This is a genomic window from Janthinobacterium sp. OK676 (assembly GCF_900103595.1).
Classification (GTDB): domain Bacteria; phylum Pseudomonadota; class Gammaproteobacteria; order Burkholderiales; family Burkholderiaceae_D; genus Janthinobacterium.
The window spans coordinates 299162-317689 of record NZ_FNHA01000007.1 but is presented as its reverse complement, the minus strand read 5'-3'; the positions used below and the strand labels follow the sequence as shown (position 1 = coordinate 317689).

General features: G+C 62.0%; 17 protein-coding genes and 1 pseudogene. 8 read left to right on the top strand and 10 right to left on the bottom strand.

The annotated features are described in order from the left end of the window. Positions 1-42: 42 nt before the first annotated feature. From fabD to BLU39_RS16235, 5 genes are all read right to left on the bottom strand, one after another. Positions 43-984 (bottom strand): ACP S-malonyltransferase, encoded by a 942-nt coding sequence (gene fabD, locus BLU39_RS16255; RefSeq protein ID WP_092714682.1) that lies wholly within the window; start codon positions 982-984, stop codon positions 43-45. A 133-nt stretch (positions 985-1117) separates the two neighbouring features. Continuing rightward, positions 1118-2116: a beta-ketoacyl-ACP synthase III gene (locus tag BLU39_RS16250; RefSeq protein WP_034749645.1), complete on the bottom strand. Its 999-nt coding sequence runs from the start codon at positions 2114-2116 to the stop codon at positions 1118-1120. Positions 2117-2131: 15 nt separating this feature from the next. Next, a complete protein-coding gene (plsX, locus tag BLU39_RS16245; RefSeq protein WP_076566622.1) occupies positions 2132-3199 on the bottom strand; it encodes a phosphate acyltransferase PlsX in 1068 nt (355 codons plus the stop codon). Between the two features lie 210 nt (positions 3200-3409). Further along, entirely contained in the window at positions 3410-3592 is a 183-nt protein-coding gene (gene rpmF / locus BLU39_RS16240; protein WP_034749653.1) for a 50S ribosomal protein L32, read from the bottom strand. A 235-nt stretch (positions 3593-3827) separates the two neighbouring features. Beyond that, a complete protein-coding gene (locus BLU39_RS16235) occupies positions 3828-4325 on the bottom strand; it encodes a YceD family protein (protein ID WP_092714680.1) in 498 nt (165 codons plus the stop codon). 222 nt (positions 4326-4547) lie between these two features. Between BLU39_RS16235 and BLU39_RS16230 the strand changes: the two genes are divergently transcribed. After that, complete coding sequence (locus tag BLU39_RS16230) at positions 4548-5156, top strand: Maf-like protein (protein ID WP_092714766.1); 609 nt, start codon at positions 4548-4550, stop codon at positions 5154-5156. Between the two features lie 94 nt (positions 5157-5250). After that, complete coding sequence (locus tag BLU39_RS16225) at positions 5251-6000, top strand: SAM-dependent methyltransferase (RefSeq protein WP_046683962.1); 750 nt, start codon at positions 5251-5253, stop codon at positions 5998-6000. A gap of 76 nt (positions 6001-6076) precedes the next feature. Here BLU39_RS16225 and BLU39_RS16220 read toward each other — a convergent pair whose 3' ends face one another. Then, positions 6077-6994, bottom strand: a complete 918-nt coding sequence (locus tag BLU39_RS16220; protein WP_092714677.1) for a 23S rRNA (adenine(2030)-N(6))-methyltransferase RlmJ — start codon at positions 6992-6994, stop codon at positions 6077-6079. A 275-nt stretch (positions 6995-7269) separates the two neighbouring features. Between BLU39_RS16220 and BLU39_RS16215 the strand changes: the two genes are divergently transcribed. After that, positions 7270-7701: a thioredoxin family protein gene (locus BLU39_RS16215; protein ID WP_092714675.1), complete on the top strand. Its 432-nt coding sequence runs from the start codon at positions 7270-7272 to the stop codon at positions 7699-7701. Between the two features lie 3 nt (positions 7702-7704). On the opposite strand, the gene BLU39_RS16210 is transcribed toward BLU39_RS16215, so the two are convergent. Beyond that, complete coding sequence (locus tag BLU39_RS16210) at positions 7705-9978, bottom strand: xanthine dehydrogenase family protein molybdopterin-binding subunit (RefSeq protein ID WP_175539334.1); 2274 nt, start codon at positions 9976-9978, stop codon at positions 7705-7707. Positions 9979-9995: 17 nt separating this feature from the next. Next, the gene (locus tag BLU39_RS16205; RefSeq protein WP_092714673.1) at positions 9996-13112 is read right to left on the bottom strand and encodes a bifunctional diguanylate cyclase/phosphodiesterase; all 3117 of its coding nucleotides are present in this window, start codon (positions 13110-13112) and stop codon (positions 9996-9998) included. Positions 13113-13371: 259 nt separating this feature from the next. Here BLU39_RS16205 and BLU39_RS16200 point away from each other — a divergent pair, with 259 nt between their 5' ends. Continuing rightward, a complete protein-coding gene (locus BLU39_RS16200) occupies positions 13372-13878 on the top strand; it encodes a DUF1993 domain-containing protein (RefSeq protein ID WP_092714671.1) in 507 nt (168 codons plus the stop codon). A gap of 104 nt (positions 13879-13982) precedes the next feature. On the opposite strand, the gene BLU39_RS16195 is transcribed toward BLU39_RS16200, so the two are convergent. Both BLU39_RS16195 and BLU39_RS16190 read right to left on the bottom strand, forming a co-directional pair. Then, on the bottom strand, positions 13983-14177 hold the full coding sequence (locus BLU39_RS16195) for a DUF1289 domain-containing protein (RefSeq protein ID WP_092714669.1): 195 nt from the start codon (positions 14175-14177) through the stop codon (positions 13983-13985). Continuing rightward, the gene (locus BLU39_RS16190) at positions 14177-14749 is read right to left on the bottom strand and encodes a DUF1415 domain-containing protein (protein WP_034749682.1); all 573 of its coding nucleotides are present in this window, start codon (positions 14747-14749) and stop codon (positions 14177-14179) included. The genes BLU39_RS16195 and BLU39_RS16190 overlap by 1 nt, the downstream gene beginning before the upstream one ends. Before the next feature lie 327 nt (positions 14750-15076). Here BLU39_RS16190 and BLU39_RS16185 point away from each other — a divergent pair, with 327 nt between their 5' ends. From BLU39_RS16185 to BLU39_RS16170, 4 genes and pseudogenes are all read left to right on the top strand, one after another. Further along, positions 15077-16486, top strand: coding sequence for a transglycosylase SLT domain-containing protein (locus BLU39_RS16185; protein ID WP_092714667.1), 1410 nt, complete (start codon positions 15077-15079; stop codon positions 16484-16486). A gap of 103 nt (positions 16487-16589) precedes the next feature. Next, a complete protein-coding gene (gene fabI, locus BLU39_RS16180) occupies positions 16590-17378 on the top strand; it encodes an enoyl-ACP reductase FabI (RefSeq protein WP_092714665.1) in 789 nt (262 codons plus the stop codon). A gap of 72 nt (positions 17379-17450) precedes the next feature. Next, positions 17451-17727, top strand: a pseudogene (locus tag BLU39_RS16175) (hypothetical protein). Positions 17728-17732: 5 nt separating this feature from the next. Next, entirely contained in the window at positions 17733-18254 is a 522-nt protein-coding gene (locus BLU39_RS16170; RefSeq protein WP_092714663.1) for a helix-turn-helix transcriptional regulator, read from the top strand. Positions 18255-18528 lie beyond the last annotated feature (274 nt).

The window sequence follows — 18528 nt, the reverse complement described above, 5'->3', positions numbered from 1 at the left end:
AAGATGGCTGACGGCAGTCACAGCTGCGCTGCCGTTTGCTGTTTACTTGAGCTGCGTCAAAATGCGTTCCAGCGATGCCTGGTCGACGATGGCGTCGCCCACGAGCACCGGATCGATGCGCTTGGCCAGGCCCATCAGGACCTTGCCCGGACCGCATTCGATCACTTGCGTGATGCCGTCGGCAGCGACCTTTTGCATGGTTTCCACCCAGCGCACGGGGCTGGCCGCCTGGCGCACGAGCGCATCCTTGATGCCGGCAACGTCGTTGACGACGGCCACGTCGACGTTGTTGATCAGCGCGATTTGCGGCGCCGAGAACGTCAAGCCGGCCATGTACTCGCGCAAGCGGTCCGATGCAGGCTTCAGCAGCGACGAGTGGAATGGCGCGGAAACGGGCAGCTTCATGGCGCGCTTGGCGCCCTTGGCCTTGGCCAGTTCGCAGGCGCGCTCGACGGCAGCCGTATGGCCGGCGATGACCACTTGCGCTGGCGCATTGAAATTGACGGGTTCGACCACGAGGGCCGGGTTTTCCGCCGCCGCTTCCGCACACACGGCGCGCACGTCGTCGTCCGACAGGCCCAGCACGACAGCCATCGTGCCCTGCCCGACGGGCACGGCTTCCTGCATGGCCTGCGCGCGGAAACGCACGAGCGGCACGGCATCCTTGAAGTCGATGACGCCGGCGGCGACCAGCGCCGAGTATTCACCGAGGCTGTGACCGGCGACGACCGTCGGCACGGAGCCGCCGGCCGCCAGCCAGGCGCGGTAGAACGCCACGGCCGCCGTCAGCATCACGGGTTGCGTGTTGGTAGTCAGGTCCAGCTCTTCCTTCGGACCTTCGGCGATCAGCTTGCCCAGGTCGAATTGCAGGGCGTCCGACGCTTCGGCCACGGTTTGCGCAACCACGGGGTTGCCGGCGAAACCGTCGAGCATCGCGATCGCTTGCGAGCCTTGGCCTGGGAAAACAAATGCAAATTGTGTCATGTCGACTCCGTTTTTTTACTATTTATTCAGCGAACCAAATGCAACTGCTGGGGTACGTCCCTGCGGGATCGGAATTCACTCCACTGGAGTGCATTCCCCCGACGGGTCGGACCCCGAAATCAGCCTCCGGCCATCACATCTTTGCCAACACGGCGCCCCAGGTAAAGCCGCCGCCCACGCCTTCCATCATGACGTTGTCGCCCTTCTTGACCCGGCCATCGCGCACGGCGATGTCGAGTGCCAGCGGGATCGAGGCGGCCGAGGTGTTGCCATGCTGATCGACGGTGACGACCATCTTTTCCAGTGGCAAGCCGAGTTTCTTGGCCGTGCTGTTCATGATGCGGATGTTCGCCTGGTGCGGGATCAGCCAGTCGATCTGGTCCGACGTCATGTTGGCGTGTTCCAGGGCTTCGTGCGCGACTTTTTCCAGCACGGACACGGCCAGCTTGAAGACGGCCGGGCCATCCATGTAGAGGAAGGCGCTGCCGTCGAGCGCGCCGCCAGCCAGGCTGCCCGGCACGCTGAGGATGTTCGAGTGGCGGCCGTCCGCGTGCAGCTTGGTGGCCAGGATGCCCGGTTCCTTCGACGCCGTCATGACGATGGCGCCGGCGCCGTCGCCGAACAGCACGCAGGTGCCGCGGTCGTCGAAATTGAGGATGCGCGAAAACACTTCGGCGCCGATCACCAACACGTTTTTATGCATGCCCGACTGGATGAAGCTGTCGGCCGTGGCCACCGCATACACGAAACCGCTGCAGACGGCTTGCACGTCGACGGCGGCGCAGTTGTTCGTGATGCCCAGCTTGTTTTGCACGATGCAGGCCGTGCTGGGGAAGCTGCCGAAGAAATCGGGGGTCGAGCTGGCGACGATGATCAGGTCCAGGTCGTTGCCGTTCAGGCCAGCCATTTCCAGGGCCTTCTTGGCCGCTTCCACGCCCAGGTCCGAGGAATTTTGCGTTGGCGCCGCGTAATGGCGCGCCGAAATGCCGCTGCGCGAGACGATCCATTCATCGGACGTCTCGATGCCCTTGGCGGCGAGCTGTTCGGTCAAGTCCTGGTTGGTGACGCGCTTTTCCGGCAAGTAGCTGCCGGTGCCGATAATTTTGCTGTAAGTTTTGCTAAAAACAGTCATGCAAGTACCCGTCCACTAAATGGTAGAGCTTGTTGATGTAGGTTCGTCCGGAACTGGCGTGCGCGGCATCAGCTCGGCGATCAGGCTGGCCAGGTGCGCTTGCACGTCATTTTTTGCCGCATCGAAAGCGCGGCGCAAGGCCCATTCAAACGAATAGGCATCGGCGCTGCCGTGGCTCTTGAAGACGAGACCACGCAAGCCCAGCAGGCTGGCGCCGTTGTAACGCGAAGGATTCAAGCGGTTGCCGATGGCTTTCAGGGCCCCGCGGGCGATCAGCGCGCCCAGCATGGTGATCGGATTGCGCTTGAATTCGGAAGTGAGCACGTCTTTCATGAAGCGCGCCAGGCCTTCGATGGCTTTCAGGGTGACATTACCGACGAAACCGTCGCAGACGACGATGTCGGTCGTGCCCTTGAAGATATCGTTGCCTTCCACGTTGCCGTAGAAGTTCAGCGCGCCACGCTCGTGGTCGGCCTGCAGCAGCTTCGAGGTGAGTTTCACCACTTCATTGCCCTTGATATCTTCCGTGCCCACGTTCAGCAAGCCGATCGTCGGCCGTTCGATACCTTCCATGGCGGAAACGAGCACGGAACCCATGATGGCGAACTGGTGCAAGTGATGCGGTTCGCAATCGACGTTGGCGCCCAGGTCCAGCATGTAGGTGGGGCCGTTCTTTTGATTCGGCAAGATGCTGCAGATGGCCGGGCGGTCGACACCGGACATGGTTTTCAATACATAGCGCGACACGGCCATCAGGGCTGCCGTATTACCGGCGGAAACGGAGGCTTGCGCTACGCCGTTCTTGACCTGTTCGATGGCCACGCGCATGGAGGAATCCTTCTTGCGGCGCAGGGCCACTTCCAGGGGATCGTCCATGGTAACTTGTTCGGAGGCATGCAATACCGACAGGCGCGGATGCGTGTCGGCTTTATGTTTCTTCAGTTCGGCACGGATCACGTCTTCCAATCCAACAAGGATCAGTTCGGCTTCAGGTTCATGTTTTACGAAGGAAATTGCTGCGGGGATAGTGACTGAGGGACCGTGATCTCCGCCCATGCAGTCGATAGAAATTTTGATTGTCATTTGTGTTGATTCAATACCGCTGCGGGCGTGCGGCAAGATGTGAATCGGACTGGAGCATATGCAGGGCGCAACATATCATGCACAGACCTGGACAGCGTGATTCAAAATGACGGGTGTGCAAGATGAATTGCAGCCGATAAAAAAGAAGAAGCGGCGCCACGCCGAATAACCACGCAACACCGCTTTCATCTTACCCAACAAAAACGTCGATTACTCGTCGTTTTTGGTCTTCAACACTTTACGGCCACGATAGAAGCCGTTAGGGCTGATATGGTGACGCATGTGTGTTTCGCCGGTAACTGGCTCGACGCTCAATTGCGGCGCGACCAGGAAGTCGTGCGAACGGTGCATGCCGCGCTTGGAAGGGGTTTTCTTGTTCTGTTGAACTGCCATGATGACTCCTAATACATAAGTTCTAAAATTTTAGCACAATCGATTGGCAAATACATGCGAATCGAGTATCCCAGCGGTAAAGACTACCCGAAAATAGCCCGGACCGACATCGTTTATTACAACTACATTTCACTACACTTGCCATACTCGATTACTACACGCGTTTGACACGTTCTCTAAGCGGGATCTCACAAACCTGCGGTTTTTGAGGCCCCCTATAAACTACAACTACTACTTATTCTGGCTTCAAGTCTTTCAGGGCCGCAAACGGCGACTTCTTTTCAGTCTTGAGAGCATCGAGCTGCGCCGTATCGGGGCAGACGTCATGTTTGGGTACCTGCGGCAGGGCCAGCAAGGCTTCATCTTCGATCAGGGCCGCGGCATCCATGCTGCGGCTGCCGACGATCACGTCGATCGATTCATCGTTGATAATTTCTTCGATCTCGTCCGCGTGCTCGTCATCCTTGCCCAGCATCAGAACAGTCGAAGAATCGATCACGTAAGCATACGGAGTCAGGCAGCGCTGGCAAACCAGCTGAACGGTGCCGTTGACCGACAAGGTCAGTTGCGGGTAGCCCAGCTTGCTGGTGCCGCCGACGATCTTCCAGGCGATCTCGCCGGAACTATCTGCACAATCCTTGGTCAACCGGGTCATTTCAGCGACAGGAGTTACACCCTCGCGGCTCCCGCTGATACGACAAAAATCAAAGGCGTCGATCACAAAAGCATTCATTGGTAGAAAATTTCCCCGGAAAACCTGCGATAATAACAGGGTTTTTAGCACGGAGTCAAAGGCTAAGCATCTTTTTTGACGCAATCATTGCCATCAACATGACATTTCATCAACACCGTCATGCCGCATGGAGCCTCAGTTGTGGGCTCTGCGCCCTGGAATTTGCGTGAAATCCCACTGACATCGACCAGCGCGGCCATGCCGGCCGCCATCCACTACCGAATGATACCAACTTCCGCCCCATCGCGCTTGATTCTTGCATCGAGTTCGACCTACCGCAAGGAACTGCTGCAACGCCTGCGCCTGCCTTTCGAGGTGGCCGTCCCCGATCTCGACGAAAGCCCCCTGCCGGGCGAAAGCCCCAGCGCCACGGCCCTGCGCCTGGCCCAGGCCAAGGCGCAGGCCGTGCTCGACCGCTACCCTGGCAGCCTCGTCATCGGCTCCGACCAGGTCGCCACCCTCGACGGCGCGCAGATCGGCAAGCCCGGCAACCATGCCAATGCCTTGCTGCAACTGCAAACCATGCGCGGACGCGAGACCGTGTTCCACACGGCACTGTGCCTGCTCGACGGCCGCCAGAATCCTCCCGTGGCGCAAGTGGAAGACGTCCAGACCCTCGTCACGGTGCGCGACTTGCCCGACGTCGAACTGGACGCCTACCTGCGCATCGAACAGCCGTACGACTGCGCCGGCAGCGCCAAGAACGAAGGCCTGGGCATCGCCCTGCTCGAACGCATAGCCACCACCGACCCGACCGCCCTCACCGGCTTGCCGCTGATCGCCCTCACAAGCATGCTGCGCAAGGCGGGTGTGACGTTTTTTACATTTTAATCACCCTGGGGTCAGACCCGACGGGGGAGTGCGTTCCAGTGGAGCGCACTCCGATCCCGAAGGGACTGACCCCGGCCAATACAAAGCTAACAATATGACCGGCACCCTGTACCTGATTCCCAACCACCTCGGCCTGTCCGACGGCGCAAGCGACCCGCTGAGCCACATCATTCCAGAGCAAGTACGGCAGATCACGTCGCAGCTCGATTATTTCGTTGCGGAAAACGCCAAGACGGCGCGCGCCTTCTTGAAATTGATCGGCAACCAGCATCCGTTGGCCAAGCCATTGCAGGAAATCACGATTTCCGAACTGAACGTGAACACCCCGGCGCAAGCGCTGGCCGGCTTGCTGGCGCCCCTGCTGGCGGGCCGCGACGCGGGCCTCGTCTCGGAAGCGGGCGTGCCCGCCGTGGCCGATCCCGGCGCCGACCTGGTGCGTCTGGCGCATCAGCACGGCATCAAAGTACGCCCGCTGGTGGGCCCCTCGTCGATCCTGCTGGCCGTGATGGCCAGCGGCTTGAACGGCCAGAGCTTCGCATTCAACGGCTACCTGCCCACGGACGCCGCCCTGCGCGCCAAGCGCATCAAGGAACTGGAAAGCCGCTCGCGCAATGAAAAGCAGACCCAGCTCTTCATTGAAACGCCGTACCGCAACGCCGCCATGCTCGAAGCCCTCGTGGCGCAATGCGCGCCATCGACCCTGATCTGCGTCGCTACCGACCTGAGCCTGGACACGGAAAGCGTGCAGACGTGGAATGGCGGACAGTGGAAGAAACAATTAGCCGCCGGAAAGGCGCCTGATTTCCACAAGAAACCGACCGTGTTCTTACTGCTGGGACAGTAATCTCCCGATCATAAAAAAACGCCACGATCAAATGATCGTGGCGTTTTTTATTGCGGCACTACCAAGCAGAGTATGACTACACTCTTCTTGTGCCTGTATTTTTCTGGCCGCCCTTGCCCGTTTCCAACACAAACTTCGCGCCATCGTCACGGCCCAATACCTTCACCAGGTACGGCATGACTTCGCGCAACATCGGCTCCAGGGTGTACGGCGGATTCAAGATGAACATGCCGCTGCTGTGCAAGCCGAAACCATCGGGCGACGGCGTGTTGACCGTCAGGGTCACGTGCAGCCAGTCCGAGCTGGGCAGCTGCTTGAGCTTGTCGGCGAACTGGCGCGATTCCATGCGTTGCAGCACCGGGTACCAGACGGCATACATGCCGGACGGGAAGCGCACGAGGGCGTCGGCCAGGGTGTCCTTGACCTTGCGGTAATCCATCTTGTCTTCATACGGCGGGTCGATCAGCACCAGCGCGCGGCGCGATGGCGGCGGCAGCAGGGCTTTCAGGCTCTGGAAGCCGTCGGCCTTGGTGATGAGCACGCGCTTGCCGCGCACGGTCGGACGCTCGCCCTGGGCCAGCGCATGCGCCTCGACCTTGCGGAAATTGTCGGCCAGAATCTTGGCGTCCGCCGGATGCAGCTCGAACAGGCGCAGGCGGTCTTGCTCACGGCTGACCTTGTCGGCGCAGTACGGCGAACCCGGGTAGTAGCGCATCTTGCCGCTCGGATTCATTTCCTTGATCAGCTTCATGTACTCGGCCAGCGAGGCCGGCCAGTCCGTGCGGTCCCACAGGGGCGCGATGCCCGTTTCGTATTCGGCGTTTTTCGAGGCATAACCGCCGTCGAGCGCATACACGCCTGCGCCGGAGTGGGTATCGATATAACTATAGGCGGTATCTTTTTGATTCAGATATTGCAACAACTGAATCTGCACATAATGCTTCAACACATCGGCGTGATTACCCGCGTGAAAGGCGTGGCGGTAACTCAACATAAGCTGGCTAATTCCATAATAAAAATAAACAAAGGCGGGAGCGCTGACACCGGGCAGGGCATGAAAACAGACTGGAGGGGTCAGGCTGCGGGGCCAGGAAACAGCTAGGACCAGCGTAATCAGCGCGCAATTATCAGCATTATCCACCAGAAAGGTGTATAGCATCAAAAAACACGGCTAAACAAGCCCATGCATTCCCGGGACTGGCATCGCCGGGCGCGGTAGAATACGCGCATCGGGCGCCCGCGCCCATCCGCCCACTAATAGAAACGACCATGCACAGCCTGACCCTCACGACCGATAACCGCGCCGACGTCGCGGCAACCCTGGCCGGTCCGCGCTGGACGGTGGCCTGCCTGTGCGCGCTGTGGTGCGGCACTTGCGGCACCTACCGCGCCACGTTCGAGGAGCTGGCCGCGCGCCACCCGGACACCGTCTTCGTCTGGATCGACATCGAAGACCAGGCCGACGTGGTGGGCGACCTCGACATCGACAACTTTCCCACCCTGCTGATCCAGCGCGAGGACAATGTCGCCTTCTTCGGCACCGTGCTGCCCGACGGCGGCCTGGCACACCGCATGGTGCAGGCGCAGCAGGCGCTCAGCAGCGAAGAACTGGCGGCGCTGGCCACCAGCACGCAGGAACGGCGCGACTGGCAGCAGGACTGTAATCTGCGCCATTTGCTGGCCGCCACCCTGGCAGAGTAAACGTCACGCCAGGCGCAGCGGCAGGCTGCGCAGCCTTTTCCCCGTCAAGCTGAATACGGCGTTGGCCACGGCCGGCGCAATCGGCGGCGTGCCTGGTTCACCCACGCCTTCGGGGTGTTCCGCGCTGGCGATGATGATGGTTTCCACATGCGGCTCCTGCCCCATGCGCAGCACGGGATAGTCGTGGAAGTTGGCCTGCTCCACTCTTCCCTCCTTGAAGGTGATCTCGCCGCCCAGCGCCGCCGACAGGCCGAACAGCACGGCCGATTCCATCTGCTGGGCGATGATGTTCGGATTGACGGCAATGCCGCAATCGATGGCGCATACGACGCGCTGCACGCGAATTTCTCCGTTTTCCACGGACACCTGCGCCACTTGCGCGACGATGCTGCCGAACGACTGGTGCAAGGCCACGCCATGCGCATGGCCGGGCGGAGGAGTTCCTGCCTTGGCAACTGCCGCGTCGAGCACGGCCAGGTGGCGCGGATGCTTGGCCAGCATGGCGCGGCGGAAAGCGACGCCATCCTGCCCTGCCGCATGGGCCAGTTCGTCGATGAAGCTTTCCTTGAAGAACGCGTTGTGCGAGTGCCCGACCGAGCGCCAGTAGCCGACCGGCACGGCGCTGTCGGCGATCACGTGGGCGATGCGCTGGTTGGCGATTTCATACGGCATGTCGAATTCGCCCTCGGCCGTCGTCTTGTCCGGCCCCGCGCCGGGCAAGCCGAAATTGCGCTGCAAAAACTGGTGCGTGATGGAGCCGCTGACGGATTTGTTGTCCCAGGAGGCGATGCGGCCATGCTCGTCGAGGCGGGCCGCAAAGCGGGCCAGCGCGGCGGGACGGTACATATCGTGCTTTGTGTCCTGCTCGCGCGTCCACACCAGCTGCACGGGCGCGCCATCGCACTGCAGCGCGATGGCCACGGCTTGCGCGACCATATCCACTTCCAGGCGGCGGCCGAAACCGCCGCCGAGCAGCAGCACCTCGATGCTGACGTCCTTCGCATCGACGCCGGCCACTTTCGCCGCCACGTCGACGGCGATGCCGGGCGCCTGCGTCGAGGCCCACAGCATCACCTTGCCATTTTTCACCTGCGCGGTGCAGTTGACGGGCTCCATGGCGGCGTGCGCGAGGAACGGCGCGCGGTACTCGGCGCTGACCTGCCGCATGCCCTGCACCGCCTTGCCCTCGACTTCGCCGCTGGCGTGGTAGGCATATCCGGCTTCGCTATCCAACAGGCGGGCAAACTCCGCGTAGACGCCGGCGCTGGACAAGTTCGCCTGCGGGCCAGCCTTCCACTGCGTCGGCAAGGTGGCCGCCGCCTGCTTGGCGCGCCACCAGGTATCGGCCACCACGGCCGCGCACGAAATGCTGCGCTGCGCCAGCTGCGGCGTCAGGTCCAGCACTTTTTTCACGCCGGGCATGGCGAGTATGGGCGCCGCGTCGAACGCGGACAGGGTATCGCCCAGGCGCGGCGGCAAATGCAGGGCCGCATACAGCATGCCGGGCGGACGCGCATCGATGCCGAAACGCGCGCTGCCATTGACTTTCGATGGCGTATCGCGGCGCGGCGCCGGCTGGCCGATCAGCTTGAAATCCCTGGGCAGTTTCAGCACGGGCGTGCCCGGATCGATAGCGGCGGCGCGCTGCGCCAGGCTGGCGTAGCTGGCGCGCCGGCCGTCCGGGTGCAGCACTTCGCCGTCCTGCGTGCGGCACTGCGCGGCCGGCACCTGCCACAGCGCGGCGGCAGCGCTCACCAGCATGGCGCGCGCCGATGCCCCCGCCTCGCGCATGGGACCCCAGCCATCCTTCACGCTCGACGAGCCGCCCGTGACGATCACGCCCAGTTCGCGCGCCGCCTTGGCCACCGTCCACTGCGCCAGCGCTTTGACGCGGCCGTGGTCGTCGGGGTGGAAAGGCAAGCCATCCTGGAGCATGGCGACATTGCCGAAGATTTTATCCATGGGCGCCTGGATCAGCCTGACGCTGGCCAGCGGCACGTCGAGTTCCTCGGCCACCAGCATCGGCAAGGCCGTATGCACGCCCTGCCCCATCTCGCTGCGCGGCATGGCCAGGATCACCGTGCCATCCGTTTGGATCGCCAGCCAGCCGTTGAGGGCCACGGCGCCATCCTGCAGCGGCAGCGGCGCGCTGCCGTGCAGACGCTGGCGCGGCGGCAGCACGCCCCAGCCCAGCACCAGGGCGCCCACGCCGGCCACGCCGAGACCCAGGCCGCCGAGCAGGAAACGGCGGCGCGACGTGTTTTTTTCTGCGGCCATGGGATACCCTTTATTAGTTAATGATCGATCCAGCGCTCCAGCATATCCTGAGCCAGCACCGGACGGCTATAAAAATAACCTTGCGCCAGTTTGCAGCCATGGCGCAGCAGGAAGGCGGCCTGCTCTTCCGTCTCCACGCCTTCGGCAATCACCGACAATTGCATGCTCTTGCCCAGCTGGATGATGGCAATCGCAATCGCTTCGTCGTTGACGTCCGTCGAGATATCCTTGATGAAGGAGCGGTCGATCTTCAGGGTCTGCACGGGCAGCTGTTTCAGATACGCGAGCGAGGAATAGCCGGTGCCGAAGTCGTCGATGGCCAGGCCCACGCCGATGGCGTGCAAGTCGTTGATGAAACCGAGGGCGTCGCCCGTGTTCATGATGACGGATTCCGTCACTTCCAGCTGCAGGCGCTGCGGCTCGAGGCCCGTTTCCTTCAATATGGCGGCCACCATGCCGGCGATGCTGCCCCGCTCGAACTGTTTTACCGATAAATTCACGGCCATCTTCGGCACGTGCAAGCCCTGCGCCTGCCAGCGCACCATCTGGCGGCATGCTTCGTCGAGCACCCATTTGCCCAGCTGGTTGATGAAACCGCTGTCCTCGGCCAGCGGGATGAAGCGGGCCGGCGGCACCAGGCCCAGTTCCGGGTGGTTCCAGCGCACCAGCGCCTCGACGCCGACCAGGCGGCCCGTGTCGATTTCCACCTGCGGCTGGTAATTGAGGAACATCTCGTTCTTCTCGATCGAGCGGCGCAAGAAGGTTTCCAGGCGCAGACGCTCGACGCCCTCGCCCGTCATCGACGGCGCATAGAAGCGGTAGCCGTTGCGCCCGCGCGCCTTGGCCTGGTACATGGCCACGTCGGCATTGCGGATCAACATGTTCAAGTCCAGCGCGTCGTCCGGATACAGGCTGATGCCCACGCTGCAGGTGACGAACAGTTCATGGCCGGCCACCGTGAACGGCTGGTCGAACATGGTCATCAGCTTTTCCGCCACCTGCGTGGCGCCATATTCGCCGTCGATGCGTTCGAGCAGGACGATGAATTCGTCGCCGCCCAGGCGCGCCAAAGTATCGCCTTCGCGCAGGCGGGCCGCCAGCTGGCCGGCCACCTTTTGCAACAGTTCGTCGCCCACATGGTGGCCCAGGGTGTCGTTGACGTTCTTGAAGCGGTCCAGGTCGATGAACAGCACGGCCAGCTGTTCCTGGTCGCGCGCGGCGCGCAGCAGCGCGTGCTGTAGCCGGTCGTGGAACAGCAGCCGGTTCGGCAGCGCCGTCAGCGGGTCGTGATGGGCCATGTGGTCGAGCTTTTCCTGCGATTCCTTGATCAGGGTGATGTCGCTGAACACGCCCACGTAATGGGTGGTGACGGCGCGCGTGTCGCGCACGGCGCTGATGGTCAGCCATTCCAGGTACACCTCGCCGTTCTTGCGCCGGTTCCAGATCTCGCCGCGCCAGAAGCCCGAGACGGCCAGTTCATCCCACAGGGCCTGGTAAAACGCGGCGTCGTGGCGCTCGGAACGCGTCAGCGACGCGTGCCGCCCCAGCGCCTCGGCTTCGGCGTAACCGGTGATCTGCGTGAAGGCGGGGTTGACGGTGACGATGATGCCCTCCGCGTCGACCACCATCACGCCATCGGCGATGTGTTCGAGCACGGTGGCCGACAAACGCAGCTTTTCCTCGGCTTCCTTGCGCGCCGTGATGTCGGCATACACCCAGATGCTGCCTTCGTTCGGGCGCAGCGGGTCGAGCGCGCAGCCGCTCACCAGCGCCCAGAACAGGCTGCCGTCGCGGCGTTTGTACTGGCGCTCCTCGCTGAAGTCGCCGCCCTTGGCCAGCATCGGATACTGGCGCTCGCCCGCCTCCTCGAAGTCATACGACGTCGTAAACACGATGGCGGTGGAATTGCCCGTCATCTCGCCATGGCCGTAGCCGAACAATTCCTCGCAGCGGCGGTTGACGGAAATGATGCGGCGGTGGCGCACGAACATCACGCCGAACATCACGTTGTCGAGGATGGCGCTCTGCTCGGTGAGCAGCGCTTCGATGCGCATCTCGTGGTGCTTGCGCTGGCTGATGTCGGCGATGATGCCGTCGATCCAGATGATGCCCGGCTCGCCCGCCTGCGGCTGGCCATTCTCGGCCACCCAGCGCTCGATGCCGAAAGCGTCGACGATACGGTATTCCAGCGCATACGGCCGCCCGTCGTGCACCGCCTGGCGGACGGCGCGGCGGTGTTCGCGGCGATCTTCCGGGCAGATCAGGTCGGCCCAGGCATGCGTGGTGCCGCGCATGAACTGGCGCGCCGAATAGCCGGAAATGTCTTCGATGGCGTCGCTGACGAAATCGATGGGGCCATCGGGCCGGTAGCGGAAGACGGCGCCCGGCACCTGCGTGACGATGGTGCGGAAACGCTCTTCGCGCTGGCCCACGTCCTCGAACAGCTGGCCGATGGCCGCGCGCATTTGCTCGAGCTGCGCCGTCAGGCGGCCCAGCTCGTCATTGCTGTGCGACGCCAGCGGCGTGTCGAAATCGCCATGCGACAGGCGGTCGGAAAAGCGCGTCAGGCGGCGCAGGGGTTTGAGCAGGCGGCGGTTCAGGAACAGCACGATCAGCGCCATCGACACGGCCAGCTGCGCACCCAGCACGAAAATATACGACATCTGCTTTTCGCGCAGCTCCTGCTGGCTGCGCGCATCGTCCATTTCGACGACGACGTGGCCGATGCGTTCGCCGCGCACGAGGATGTCGCGCTCGGCGCGGTACAGATTGCCCACGGGCCGCTGCGGCGCCTGCAGGCTGATGAATTCCGTGTCACCCTGTCCCAGCACCTTCACCAGCAGCACGGCACGGTCGCGCATCACCGACTCGACCAGCGAATGGGCCGATTCCGCATTCATGTTCCACAGCGACTCCTGCATGCCCAGCGCCAGGATATCGGCATTGCGCTGCAAGGCCTCGTTCAGGCTGGTGCGCGCCGACTGGCGCTCGTGCACGCCGACCAGCACATAGCTGCCGAAGATGGCGGGCACGACGAGGCCGCCGAATACCACCAGCAGCAAGGCGCCATAGATCGACGAGCCGTACAGCACGCGCAGGCTGGCGCGCAGGCGCTGGTAAGGTGAATTAAACATGCGGCAACAGGGCGACAGGGATCAGGCGGGCGATCATTGAACTTTACAGGGGAATCGGTGGTGAGGCGGGAAGAAACTTTATGAGGAGCAATTATGCATGGAAAAAGCGGGGGAAGTCACCAATAAACACACGCCAGCGGTGTCCTCATGTCATATAGACAGGGTGGAAAAACCACACGCGAGCCGGCGCGCCCGGCCGGCGCCAGCAGAAAAACGCGCAGCTTGCTATCATCGCGCCACTTTACCTAGAGGAACCACCATGACCTTCTCCATCTACTCCGCTTCGATCCCCGTCTTCAAACAGATCCTGGGCAGTCTGGCCGCCATCCTGGACAAGGCGGAATCGCACGCGCAAGACAAGAAAATCGATCCGAACGCCCTGCTGAACTTCCGCCTGTTCCCGGACATGCTGCCGTTCGTGCGCCAGATCCAGATCGCCACCGACTTCGCCAAGGGCTGTGGCGCGCGCCTGGCCGGCGTGGCCGTGCCACCGTACGAAGACAGCGAACAGAGCTTCGCGGAGCTGAAGGCGCGCATCGTGAAAACCATCGCCTTCCTGGAAAGCCTGCCGCAAGCGGACATCGACGGCAGCGAAACGCGCGCCATCACCACGGGCAGCGGCGAAAAGACCAAGCACTTCACAGGCCAGACCTATCTGTTCCACTACGCGCTGCCGCACTTCTTCTTCCACGCGACGACGGCGTACGACATCCTGCGTCACAATGGTATCGAAGTCGGCAAGAAAGATTTCATCGGCAGCTATTGATCGTTAGCGTCAACAGTACCGGGGTCAGACCCTCAATGCCGCTCCCACAAAGTCATCGCTGACATGTGAGGGGGTCTGACCCCAGCAGTTGCCGTTGGGTTAAATCAGGTATTCCTGCGCGGATACCCTTGCGCCAGTATCCTCACCCACACCACTTCCTTCTCTTCATCCGTCATCGACACCCAGTGGGCCACTTCCACCACGGTGCGGCCGCAGCCGCGGCAGATTTCATCGAAAGTCGTCGAGCACACGGCCACGCAGGGCGTGTCTGGACGCGGCGGCAATTCCTCGTCAGCCATCAGGATACCTTCGGCAGGCCGAGCTTTTCCCAGCCTTCGGTGCCCAGCGCTTCCAGGGTGGCGATATTCTTGTCGAAGATGTCCGACGCTTCCGGGAAGGCCTCGACGGCGCGCTCGATGCTGTCTTCGCGCAGCAGGTGCAGGGTCGGGTATGGCGAGCGGTTCGTATAGTTGCTGATGTCGTCCTCGAACGTCTCGGCAAACTGGTAGTTCGGGTGAAAACTGGCCACTTGCAGTTCGCCAGCCAGGTGCATGTCTTCCACGGCCGCATCGGCCACGTCGAGAAACTCGTTGTAGTCGAGGAAATCGTTCAGAGTGTACGGGTGGATCAGCAGGGTCGTGTCGATCTGCTCGGGATCCGTGTCGGCCAGGGTTTGCAGCTCGTCCATCAGCATCGCCAGCAAATCTTCTGGATTGCTCGATTCGCACACCACATAGCGGATCTGCTTCTTGACGTGCACGGCCTTGGCGAACGGGCACAGGTTCAGGCCGATCACGGCCTTTTCCAGCCAGGCAACGGTATTGGCGATGATGACGGCGTTGTCGTCGTCGTGGCGCGGCGGGGTGTTCATATACTTGACTCTCTATCAATAAAGCGGCCGGCAGCCGAATGGCCGGCCAAAGCCAAATTGTACGCACTTTTGCGCAGCCTCATACCGGACGGCTGCCAGGCTTGCGCCAGAGCCGGCGCCTTGTATGCTATAACAGCGGCCGAATCACGCATTGGGCAAATTAAATTTGTCATAATTGCATTATTAGAGACTGGAAACATCGCTATTGATAGCTATGTGCTGTCATCATGCTGACATAATTCTTGACTCCGGCATGGGGATATACGTACACTCGCACCTTGATCATGGGTCTGTCCGATGTTTCTCCGACGACAACAATGGAACACTATGCACGAAAACTCCTTTAAATCTACCGTCCTGGCGGCGTTGGCCCTGGCGCTTGCGCCCGCCCTCAGCCAGGCGTACGAAGCCGGTGTTGAGAGCGATAACGCGCCAGTCGCCGCCGCCACACCGGCCCTGATCCCGATGACCGCCCAGGTCACGGCAAAACTCCCCACCCTCGACAACCGCCTGCAAAAGACCGACCGTCTGCTGAAAAATCTCAGCGACAATTCCGATCCGCTGCGCGAAGCCGACGTCTGGGGCCGCATCCGCAGCGGCTATGCGATTCCCGACATCAACAACCAGCTGGTAGCGAATCACGTCAACTGGTACGCCACCCGCCCCGACTACATCGCACGCACGACGGCGCGCGCCTCGCGCTACATCTTCCACGTGGTGCAGGAACTGGAAAAGCGCGGCATGCCGACGGAACTGGCCTTGCTGCCGTTCATTGAATCCGCCTTCAACCCGCAAGCGTTTTCGAGCGCCAACGCGGCCGGCATGTGGCAATTCGTGCCCGCCACGGGACGCGATTTCAACCTCAAGCAAAACATGTTCAAGGACGAGCGCCGCGGCGTGCTGGCCTCGACCGATGCGGCCCTGACCTATCTGCAGCGCCTGTATGACATGTTTGGCGACTGGCAACTGGCCCTGGCCGCCTACAACTGGGGCGAAGGTTCGGTGCAGCGCGCCATCAAGAAAAACCAGTCGCTGGGCAAGCCCACCGATTTCGAAAGCCTGGCCGACCTGATGCCGGCCGAAACGCGCAACTACGTACCCAAGCTGCAAGCGGTGAAAAACATCATCGCCAATCCGTCCCAGTATGGCCTGACCCTGCCGGTGGTCGACAACCAGCCCTACTTCACGGCCATCGACAAGACGAGTGACATCGACATCACCGTCGCCGCCCAGCTGGCCGAACTGTCGATGGATGAATTCAAGGCCTTGAATCCGCAATTTAACCGCCCCGTCATCATCGGCGGCGAAAAGACCAAGATTCTGCTGCCACAGGAAAACGCCGCCAAGTTCACCACCAACCTGGCGCAATGGGGCCATGCCTTGTCGAGCTGGACCACGCACAAGATCACCAATGCGCGCGAACGCATCGAAACGCTGGCGTCGAAATTCGGCACCACGCCCGACGTGCTGCGCCAGGCCAACAACATTCCCCAGCGCACCCGCTTGCGCGCCGGCTCCACCATCCTCGTGCCGAAAACCTCGGCCACGATGAACAACGACATCACCCAGGAAATCGCCGACAGCGCCACCATGCTGCTGGAAGCGGACCGCCCGGAACGCGTCGCCAAGGCCGTGCGCCGCGCCACCAAGGGCGGCAAGGTGCAAGCCGCGCCAATTTCCCTGGTAAAACCGCGCATCCAGCGCGGTGGCAACAGTCGCGCCAAGGCACGTCACTGATCGCCTGATCCGTATTGAGACACCCTACCGGCCGCCACAGCCTTGCTGTCGCGGCCGGTTGTACATCCGCCTACCCCGCCCACCTACCCAGACAGGAGTCGTCATGGCTTTCTTGCAAGGCAAAAAAATCCTCATCACGGGCTTGCTGTCGAACCGCTCCATTGCCTATGGCATCGCCAAGGCTTGCCACCGCGAAGGCGCCACGCTCGCCTTCACGTATGTGGGTGACCGCTTCAAGGAGCGCATCACGGAGTTTGCGGCGGAATTCGGCAGCGAACTGGTGTTCGACTGCGACGTGTCCAGCGATGAACAGATCGGCGCCGTCTTCAACGACCTGGCGCGCCACTGGGATCAACTGGACGGCCTGGTGCACGCCATCGGCTTCGCGCCGCGCGAGGCGATCGCCGGCGACTTCCTCGACGGCCTGTCGCGCGACAGCTTCCGCATCGCGCACGATATTTCCGCCTACAGTTTTCCCGCCATGGCCAAGGCCGCCCTGCCCCTGCTGCATCCGGGCGCGTCGGTCCTGACCCTGACCTACCTGGGCGCCGTGCGCGCCGTGCCCTACTACAACACCATGGGCCTGGCCAAGGCGTCGCTGGAGGCATCCGTGCGCTACCTGGCCGAATCGCTGGGGCCGCGCGGCATCCGCGCCAACGGCATTTCCGCCGGCCCCATCAAGACCCTGGCCGCTTCCGGCATCAAAGATTTCAGCAAACTGCTGGGCTTTGTGGCCGAGCATGCACCGCTGCGGCGCAATGTCACCATCGAAGAGGTCGGCAACACGGCCGCCTTTCTGCTGTCCGACCTGGCCTCGGGCATCACGGGCGAGATTACCTACGTCGATGGCGGCTTTTCGCAAGTGATGGCCGTCAATCCCGAAGTAGAGTGATGCGGTGATGGTCGATTTTTATCGGTTGTCACTTGACAACCGATAAAAATCGACCTACATTGGAGGCATCGCATGGCGCGCTCCTCGCATCCCAAGAAAGAAATCGAAGCGGCGCTGCGCCACGCGGAAAGCCAGGGCTGGCGCGTGGAAGTGGGCGGCAGCCATGCCTGGGGCAAGATCTCGCCCCTACAATGACGACGGCTGCCGCTGCGGCGAATTCTGTATCGCCTGCATCTGGAGCACGCCGAAAAACCCGGGCAACCACGCGCGGGCGATCCGCCGGGTGGTCGATAATTGCACTTTCAACAAACTGCTGCACGACTGCATGCAGCGCAAATCCAGGGGTTAACAATCATGGATTACATCTTTACTCTCAAGTACAGCCTGCCCGACCACGAACACGACCTTGATGCGCTGGCCGAGCGCCTGGGCGGCGGCGGTTGCGACGATGCCCTCGTTGGTATCGGGCAAGCGGGACGCCTGGCGCTGGAATTCACGCGCGAGGCGGCCAATGCCAGGGAGGCGCTGCTCAGCGCCCTGGCCGACGTCAAAGCCATCGTGCCCGATGCCGTGCTGGTCGAGGCCGCCCCCGACTTCGTGGGCCTGACCGACGTGGCGCAGGTACTCGGCCTTTCCCGGCAAAACCTGCACAAGCTGATGAGCAAGCACCGCCACAGCTTCCCCATACCCGTGCATGAGGGCAGCGCCACCATCTGGCACCTGGCCGACGTGCTGGCCTGGCTGCATGCAAAGGGAACGTATCAGCTGGAACGCAGCCTGGTCGAACTGGCGCAGGTGACCCGGCAGATCAATCTGGCCAGGGAAACGCGACAGGCGCCGCCGCTGCCCGCCGACATCGTGGCCATGCTCAGCTAAAAGGGCGAAAACTGCGTATTTCTACTTATTTCATAGAGGAAATACGCCCAAAAACGTGGCAGGACTTTCGTTTCTTCCCATTTAGCCCGTGCAAAACGACGGCAAATACGGTATAGTGTCGTTGTGCGCTGCAATATGTTCCCTTGAAGCGATGGCAACACCGCAGTCATGCACTACAAACTTAGCAGCTTCGCAAGCCTTAGCGCATCCACAGGATGCCGCTTATAAAGCCCTCCCGCCTTGTGTGTCGCACCTGACACCGTCCCGGCGCAAA